At 59.0% G+C, this 8,130-nt stretch carries 8 protein-coding genes; 1 reads left to right on the forward strand and 7 read right to left on the reverse strand.

Annotated elements, in window-relative coordinates; all coding sequences use genetic code 11:
- Positions 1-194: 194 nt before the first annotated feature.
- The 4 genes from EN906_RS01335 to EN906_RS01350 all read right to left on the reverse strand — a co-directional run bounded on the left by EN906_RS01335 (position 195) and on the right by EN906_RS01350 (position 4,219).
- Complete coding sequence (locus tag EN906_RS01335; RefSeq protein WP_127267403.1) at positions 195-755, reverse strand: PQQ-dependent catabolism-associated CXXCW motif protein; 561 nt, start codon at positions 753-755, stop codon at positions 195-197.
- Positions 752-1,645 (reverse strand): substrate-binding domain-containing protein, encoded by an 894-nt coding sequence (locus tag EN906_RS01340; protein WP_127267402.1) that lies wholly within the window; start codon positions 1,643-1,645, stop codon positions 752-754. Before EN906_RS01340 ends, EN906_RS01335 begins: the two co-directional genes overlap by 4 nt.
- Positions 1,617-2,141 carry a c-type cytochrome, methanol metabolism-related gene (locus EN906_RS01345; RefSeq protein ID WP_127267401.1) on the reverse strand — a complete coding sequence of 175 codons (525 nt, stop codon included), beginning with the start codon at positions 2,139-2,141 and terminating at the stop codon, positions 1,617-1,619. Before EN906_RS01345 ends, EN906_RS01340 begins: the two co-directional genes overlap by 29 nt.
- A 176-nt stretch (positions 2,142-2,317) precedes the next feature.
- Positions 2,318-4,219, reverse strand: coding sequence for a methanol/ethanol family PQQ-dependent dehydrogenase (locus EN906_RS01350; protein WP_127267400.1), 1,902 nt, complete (start codon positions 4,217-4,219; stop codon positions 2,318-2,320).
- Between the two features lie 686 nt (positions 4,220-4,905).
- On the opposite strand from EN906_RS01350, the gene EN906_RS01355 reads away from it, so the two are divergent.
- Positions 4,906-5,259 carry a hypothetical protein gene (locus EN906_RS01355; RefSeq protein WP_127269861.1) on the forward strand — a complete coding sequence of 118 codons (354 nt, stop codon included), beginning with the start codon at positions 4,906-4,908 and terminating at the stop codon, positions 5,257-5,259.
- Between the two features lie 124 nt (positions 5,260-5,383).
- On the opposite strand, the gene EN906_RS01360 is transcribed toward EN906_RS01355, so the two are convergent.
- From EN906_RS01360 to EN906_RS01370, 3 genes are all read right to left on the reverse strand, one after another.
- The gene (locus EN906_RS01360) at positions 5,384-6,247 is read right to left on the reverse strand and encodes a quinoprotein dehydrogenase-associated SoxYZ-like carrier (protein ID WP_127269859.1); all 864 of its coding nucleotides are present in this window, start codon (positions 6,245-6,247) and stop codon (positions 5,384-5,386) included.
- Positions 6,248-6,364: 117 nt separating this feature from the next.
- The gene (locus EN906_RS01365) at positions 6,365-7,336 is read right to left on the reverse strand and encodes a quinoprotein relay system zinc metallohydrolase 2 (protein ID WP_127269857.1); all 972 of its coding nucleotides are present in this window, start codon (positions 7,334-7,336) and stop codon (positions 6,365-6,367) included.
- Between the two features lie 34 nt (positions 7,337-7,370).
- Positions 7,371-8,130 (reverse strand): ATP-binding cassette domain-containing protein (locus EN906_RS01370; protein WP_348629269.1); only part of this gene is annotated, 760 nt, incomplete at its 5' end.

Genomic DNA, 8,130 nt, shown 5'->3' on the forward strand with positions numbered 1-8,130 from the left:
GGTCGGTTTTTTCCAGTTCTTCTTCATGACATTTCTCCTCTTAATACCAGCCCGAAGGGACCGATCCTGTCGTTAGCCAACCATTGCAGGGCACCGACGCAATGGCTCGTCCATCAAGTCTCAAAATGGACAAATGAAACAATAGGTTTTGAAAAGTTGAAAACCAACTATCGAGAATAATTGCAGTCCTTACTTCAATTGTTCGTTGTATAGGGTTTTTTCTCCTCCAGTGGAAGGTTTGCATCTTCCCACCCATCAGCGCCGAGCGGATACCAGATTACCGAACTGTAGCCCCACTCGACGGCCCGTTTCGCCGCATTCCACGACATCCAGCAATTCGTCATGCAGTAGAACAGAATCGCGCGCGACTTGTCCGTCCCGGCCTTGGCCTCGAGGCCTTGGCGAAAATAGCTGGCGGTCTCCTGCGAAATAGCGCCGTATCCCACATTGGCCAGCCATATGCTGCCTGGGATGTCCTTTCTGACCTTGTCCCTCCATATGGTTCCTGCCGGCAAATTGGTCGGTTTGGGCGTGTCCGGCATCACGTCGAAGAAGATCGCCTTTTTCGCCCGCCACAGCGCTTCCGCTTCCACCGTCGTCACCACCCTCGCGCCTTGCAGCGTCCGCGGCACCGGCGCCCGATAGTCGTCCATCCGGAAACCGCTGGGTTCGGCGACATCGCCAGCCCATGTCGGCTCGGTCAGACCCAGAAGGCTCGCGGCGACCAGCAAGAAAATAGTCTCCCTTCCATTCATTGGGTAATCAGGTTGTCGTGTTCGTCGATCAGCGGCACGTTATAGCTCAGCAGGATCCTGGTGATCTCCGCCTGGTTTTCCCTGATCACTCGGTTGAGCGTCCGCTTCCATTCCTGGTCGGACGGACGTACGCCCATGGTAATGCGGTAAGACATGCGCGAGCCGGTTTTTTCCTTCACCAGTGGAACGATCGTCACATCAGCTCCGAGTTCCTTGGCATAGTAACCTGCCATCGGTCCCCACAGCACCGCCGCATCGATCTTGTGTGCCAGCATGTCCTTGATCATGACCTCCCCCATGGATGGGGTGACGCGGGTATCCACCGCAAGCGGATAGATCTTGGCGGTCCGCAGGAGCTTGTTGGCGGCCATGTTGGCGGTTGGCGGCGTGCTTTCAACGACGCCGATCGTCTTGCCCTTGAGTCTGGGATCCTCGATCGTTTCCACGCCTTCCATATCGTGGCTTTTCGGATGCACAAGCACATAGGCGGAGCGATAGTAGGCGTTGGTGTTCTGCACCAGCTCATCGCCCTGGGCATAGCCCATGATGATGTCGCATCGGTTGGCCCCCAACGTATTGCGCACGAAGCCGGTGATCGTGGGAAACCAGGTGTAGGAGACGGACTTGCGCCCGGTTTTCGCGGCAACCAGCTCTGCCAGCTTGTTTTCGAATCCTTCGCCGCTCTTGTCGGTGAAGGGCATATTCGAGGGATCGGCGCAGACGCGCAAGATGTCGGGGTCGACCAGTTCTCCCGCCGCACCAAGGCCGGCGCTTTGCGCATGCGCATTCGACGGCAGCAAGGCGAGCGTGCCGAGGATCGGCAGAACGACGCGCAGCTTCAATGCATCGCGGCCAATCATGTCACCCACCCATGCAGGATGCTTCGGCATCCTTCGCCGCCTGGGCCTTGTCTTCGTGCTTGGGCGGCCGTCCGCGGGGCGCCGCGCCATCTGCGCGCGCGCGCAGGTAGATGTAGAGGTCGTCCATGTAGCAATAGACATTCTTGTTGTCGCCAAAGGCAGGCATGACGTTTTCCTTGCCGCCGCCGACATTCTTGCGGCCCTCGGCGACGATCGAGAGGAACGTGCCGTAATCCATGTTTTTCAGGCTGTTGACCAAAGCCGGCGCATAGCTCGAACCTGTTGCATCCTGTCCGTGGCAGACATGGCAATCGGAGTGATACCGGCGGTAGCCGCTGAACGTGTACCAATCGACGGTTCCGTTTTCGATATTGTAGGTCGGATTTCCATCCGCATCCAAATACTTGCCGCCTTCTTCCTTCACCGCCTTGGCTTTTTCCATGCTGTCGTCGGCCTGGGCGACGCCTGAGCTTGCCAGAGGCAGCAGAGCCAGGACCAAAGCCGAAATTACAATGCGAACGGACATTCAAACTTCCTTCATTTGCCAATGGACACGGTTTTGCTGGCGCGACCGGCATTGATCGGTGTTTTGGGTGCGTAACCGAATCGAGAGCCCGGCCATGGCTTCCGGATGATCCGGGCTCTCGTTCTTCAAGCCTTTGGTCTCACAAGACCTGAGGCGTTCTCAAGGTTCCCAGCGCATCAATCCGGGAGACCGAAGACGGTGAGCTGACCGCCCAGCGTCGTGTAGTCGGCAAGTGCCGCGTAGCCACCGACGGCACCAAGACCAGCGGTGCCAACGACGGCGGCCTCATCGCCTTGGGCACGGCCCTGATCGACGGCGCCATGCCAGGCAGCGGCGTTATCAGGCGAAAGCAGGCCGCCTGCCAGGCCAATACCTGCCCAGCCGCCAACACCCGACAGAACGGCGATGTACTGCTTGCCGCCCTGCTCGTAGGTCGTGATGTTGCCGATGATGCCGGACGGGGTCTTGAACTTGTAGAGTTCCTTGCCGTCCTTATCGACCGCCTTGATGTAGCCTTCGAGCGTGCCGTAGAAGACGACGTCGCCATCCGTGGCCAACGCGCCAGACCACACCGAGAACATCTCGGGCTTCGACCAGACGATCTCACCCTTGGCTGCATCCCAGGCAATGAAGTTGCCCATGCTGCCGTCGCCGCCAGGGGCCGGGTACATCGACACGGTGGCGCCAACATAGGGCTGACCGGCGGTGTAGCTTACCTTGTAAGGCTCATAGTCCATGCAGACATGGTTGGTCGGGACATAGAACAGCCCGGTCTTCGGCGAGTAGGCGGCCGGCTGCTGGTCTTTGGTTCCAAGCGCGGCCGGGCAGATGCCGGTCGAGTTGGTGTCTTCGCCGTTTTGCTGGGTCGAATATTTCGCCACGACCTGCGGGCGGCCATACTGATCGCTCTTTGGGTCCATGTTGACTTCCGTCGCCCAGTTCACCGACGGATCGTATTTTTTGGCGACGAGAAGGTCGCCGCTGGCGCGATCCATGGTGTAGGCAAAGCCGTTGCGGTCGAAATGCACCAGCACATCGTGCTTGGCGCCGTTGACCTCCATGCCGTCGACGAGGATCATCTCATTGACGCCGTCATAGTCCCATTCGTCATGCGGGGTCATCTGGTAGAGCCATTTGGCAACACCCGTGTCCGCATCGCGGGCCATGATCGTCATCGACCAGCGATTGTCGCCGGGGCGTTGTACGGGGTTCCACGTCGAGGGATTGCCGGTGCCATAGTAGACCAGGTTCAGCTTGGGATCATAGGAATACCATCCCCATGTCGTGCCGCCGCCTGTCTTCCACTGCTCGCCTTCCCAAGTGTTCGTGCCGGAGTCCTTGCCCACCGGCTTGCCGAGATGCGTGGTCTTTTCGGGATCGATCAGGGTGTCTGCGTCCGGACCTTCCGAATAGGCTTTCCAGGCGAGTTTGCCATCTTTCAGATTGTAGGCGGCCAGCCAGCCGCGAACACCGAATTCGGCGCCGGAGACGCCGATGAGCACCTTGTCCTTGACGACGACGGGGGCAGCCGTACCGGATTCGCCTTTGCCGCCATCGGTCTGGTCACCGTTCTTGACCGACCAGACGACCTTGCCGGTCTTCGCATCGAGGGCGACGACCGTGGTGTCGGCCTGATTGAGAATGATCTTGCCGTCACCATAGGCAACACCGCGATTGACCGTATCGCAACACATGATCGGAATGACGTTGGGATCCTGCTTGGGTTCGTATTTCCAAAGGATCTTCCCGTCATTCTTGAGGTCGAGCGCAAAGACATTGTTCGGGAAAGGCGTGTGGACATACATCACATCGCCGATGATAAGCGGTCCACCCTCGTGGCCTCGCAGCACGCCGGTGGAAAAGGTCCACTTGACCTGCAGGTTCTTCACATTGTCCGCAGTAATCTGGTTGAGTTTGGAATAGCGGGTGTTGGCGTAGTCACCCGTCTGCATTGCCCAGTTCTTCGAATCCGAAGCCAGCTTTGCAAGGTCCTCGTTAGCCGACGCCGTATAGGCCGCGCCGAGCGACAGAAACGCCGCAGTGGTTAGAATATAGGTAGCTTTCGTAAGTACACGCATCCGAATTCCTCCCGAGGTTCATAGTGATGAATCATTTGCTGAGCCCACAAGGGCTTGCCCAAGCGATTCACGGGGGGGAAATATTTCCGGCAGCGTGTCACGACCTAAGCCAGATGTGCAGAGGGCACCGTTACTGCCCACCTCACCTTGGCCTACGAAAGACTGTCGCCGCTCCCTAATGACGGTGACGCCCTTGAAGCCGGAAACAGGGTGAGGCTATGTCATCGCAAAACGCTAGGCAAGCAAAAAAGCCTGGGTGTCTTTTTGCACCGCAATATCGTGAATGATGCGGTGCAATATAAGGAAATAACTAGGACAGTATTGGTTAGATAAAGTATTTCTACTAGCTAAATAACGGTTGACCGCATAAAATTTGATTATTTTTTGAGTTTTACATTTCACCTAAGCAAGGATTTTATTTAGCGGTATTCACTTCGATGTCTCGGCCTGGCCATCTACGTGCTGCATGGAGAATCGATAGTGGGCCAAGCATGAGATGATCGTTGGAGTTGGGGTGTGGAGCGGGCCATCAGGCCGCCATGCGGAACCACGGTCGATGAGTACCGCATTCCTCCTTTGGTCGTATACGGAAGCCATGGGCGCTTGACTGACTCTGCGGCTCGTTGCCAACTGCCACGGTGATCCCGACTTGGCACATCGCGCCCAGGCTAACCGGAGGTTTTCCCATGATCAGATATGTTGGATTTTCGACCTTGCCGCTGCTCCTGGCCGCGCCGCTGGCCTTCGCAAACCCGGCGGGCGCCGCGGGAGATTACCCGACAGCAACGATTGCCGATTACGTGCTCGGCTGCATGCAGACGAACGGCCAGACACGTAAGGCGCTGGAAAGCTGTTCCTGCTCGATCGACGTCATCGCCTCGATCCTTCCGTACGACCACTATGAGAGGGCCGAGACTTTCAAGAGTATGTCTTTGACCACAGGCGAAAACGCTGGGCTGTTTCGCGAAAGCGCACCGGCGAAGGCCGCCCGTACCGAATTGAAGCGCGCGCAGTCGGAAGCCGACGTGCGCTGCTTTTAGAGCCTGCTCCCTCCGCAAGCCGGATGGAGTTCCATCCTTTGCCTGGACATGATCCTCCCGAAATGAGCTTCACTTCGGGGATCGAGCTGGCAAGCATCCGGCATTACGGCGCAAGAGGGATACTTTAGAGACCTGCTGTCTCCAGGGGCCACTGATTGCGGAATGTTTTGCCATCCGTGTCGGTCGCTTCCACCTGGATTTCGCCGTTGCCATGCACGGTGAAATCGAACCGGAAATTGGGGTCTTCCGAAATCGATATTCCACCTTCCATGGAGAGGATCGGCCGGCCGGCTTGCGAGATCGACAGTTTCTGAACAAAATGCGCCGGTATGAAATACTGGGTCAGCGGATCCCGCTGCAGGCCCGAATTGTTAGGGTGCCGGATCATCAACTGCAGTTCCTCAGTCTTGGTCATCGTCTCTTTGGGCGGGAACTGGCGCAGCTTCATCTGACCCATCGTCGCGTTGGCCTCGTCCTGGTTCTTGACCGCAGGGGCGGAGCATCCGCCTGATGCCTTGACGAAGGTCTGCATCATATGGAGCTGGCCGCTCTGCGTCTCAGCGATGGCACGCAGATAGGAATAGTCGTTGACGCGCACGCGCGTCGACAGATGCGTCACGCCGGCATCCTTGCCGAGCTGGAACGTTGCCGCCACCGGTGCAGGGTTGGCATCGATGATCAAGGTAACGGATTTGATGCCGTCCGGCGCCTTGGCTGGATCGAGATAGATGTCCACGGGCACGATGGCGGCATCCTGCGCCCGCTTCGGCGCTTCGATCCTGACGACGCCGGTATCGACCAGAATTGCCCGATCGCCGAACACGTCGCCCTTCAAGTCATGCCAGATTCTGTCCGAGGACGCGGTTGTTTGCTGTGCGCTGGCGGTTCCGGAGGAACCGAGCAGCGTGCCGATGGCCAAGATGATCGCGACAAAAACGGATGCGAGCGGCAAAGCGAGCTGCCGGCTCGAGTAAGGGTGATTTTGCATTTCGATGCCTCCACCAATGCAGAGAGGTGGTGCCCAGGCTGGCGTTGAGGATAAGCCTTTGGCGACGCCTTGGCAAATCGCCGTGCCTTACAGCTGCTGGACGCATGTCGGCATCGTCTATTCCCACTCGAGTTCGGCAAATGCGGCCGTTGCGTTGCGCTGGTTGTAGTCGTCGAACAGGTGCCAATTATCCCGTTCGGTTTCGCCAGCGGTTTTGACTGCTTCGCGCAGCGGCGTTCCGTCGGCGATCGCCTTTCGGATATCGCGCGCCAGAATCTCGAAATAGCGTCGCTCCCCCGCCAGCGCCTGTGGCCAGTCGGCCGTTACAGGACCATGACCTGGAACGACGCGCGTGGCGTCGATCGCGGTGAGCGCATCCATCTGGCGGAGCCATCCAAGCAGTGATCCGTCGAGCGTCGGCAAGGAGCCCATGAACACGAGATCGCCGGCAAAAAGCGTTCTGGTCGCGGTATCGAATACGGTCAGGTCGTTGTCGGTGTGCGCCGCCTTCCATGCCCGCAGTTCAATCATGCGCCCGCCGAGGTCGAGTTGCAGGCGATCGTCGACCAGCATGGTCGGCGGCACGATCTCGATCCCCTCCATCAACGCCTCGCCAAGCTGTTCGCGATAGTTGTGCAGATAGAACGCTCCACGCGCCTCGAGAGCACGCGGCAGATTGCGGTGACCGACGATGGTCGCGCCGATCTTCCGGAATGCCGCATTGCCGAAGATGTGGTCGGGATGCATGTGGGTGTTGACCAGGAAGCGAACCGGCTTTGCTGTCAGCTTTCCGATCGCGGCGAGAAAGGCCTGCGCCTCGATCAGGCTGCCACCGCTGTCGATGACGGCAACCGCATCGGTGCCGATGACGGCGCCCAGATTGCAGATCGCACCGTTGTTGGCGGCGGTCATCAATTCATCCGCGCCCTGGAAGGCGAAGACGCCGTCGGCGATTTGCGTGGTCGAGAACCGCAAGCTGCCGCCTGCGGCCAGAACGGCTCGTCCGAGGCAGCATGGCAGCAAGGCGGCGCTGGCAGCGGTGCAGGTGAAGCCACTCACAAGCCTGCGTCTTAGCCGATCAACCGACATGAAGGCCTCCGATATGCATTTCGCCAGCAGGCGATCAGGTGACGTCCGGAAATCTATGATGGAACGACCGCAGGAGGTCGCTCATCACCTGCGAATTGCGATGTTGCCGTGGCAACCGTACGTCGAACACGCCGAGCACATGGGTTGGCCGTGGCGCGAGCACGATGATGCGGTCCGACAGCATCAGTGCCTCGCGTAGATTGTGCGTCACCATCAAGGCGGTCGTTGGCCGTGCCGACCACACGGTCAAAAGCAGATGCCGAAGCCGCTCGGCGGTCTGTTCGTCGAGCGAGACAAAAGGTTCGTCCAGGAAAAGCACCGCCGGCTCGGTGGCGAAAGCCCTGGCAAGTGCTGCCCTGCGCGCAAGGCCGAGCGACAGTTCGGCAGGATAGAGCGAGCGCATGCCGGCGAGGCCGAGCGTGTCGAACAGCCCGTCGAGATTTTTCGCTCTCAAGCTTTTGGGCAACGCCAGCCTGACATTCTGTTCCACCGTTCGCCACGGCAGCAGGGTCGGTTCCTGGAATACGGCGGCGATGCGGTTCGAACCTCCTTGCGGCAACTGAAAGGAGCCGGAAAAGTCTTTGTCCAAGCCAAGCAGGATACGCAGCGTCGTGGTTTTGCCGCAGCCCGACGGTCCCAGCAAGCAGGCGAATTCGCCTTGCCGGACCTCGAAGGAAAGGTCCTGAAGCGCCGTGATCGAGACGCCTCGCGTGGACCTGAAGGTCTTTTCGGCGATGTCGACCTTAAGCGGGACGACGGCGCCAACGGGTTGCATGTCGTTCAACGGGCTGCAC

It is taken from the genome of Mesorhizobium sp. M7A.F.Ca.CA.004.06.1.1 (assembly GCF_003999135.1).
In the GTDB taxonomy this organism is placed as follows: domain Bacteria; phylum Pseudomonadota; class Alphaproteobacteria; order Rhizobiales; family Rhizobiaceae; genus Mesorhizobium.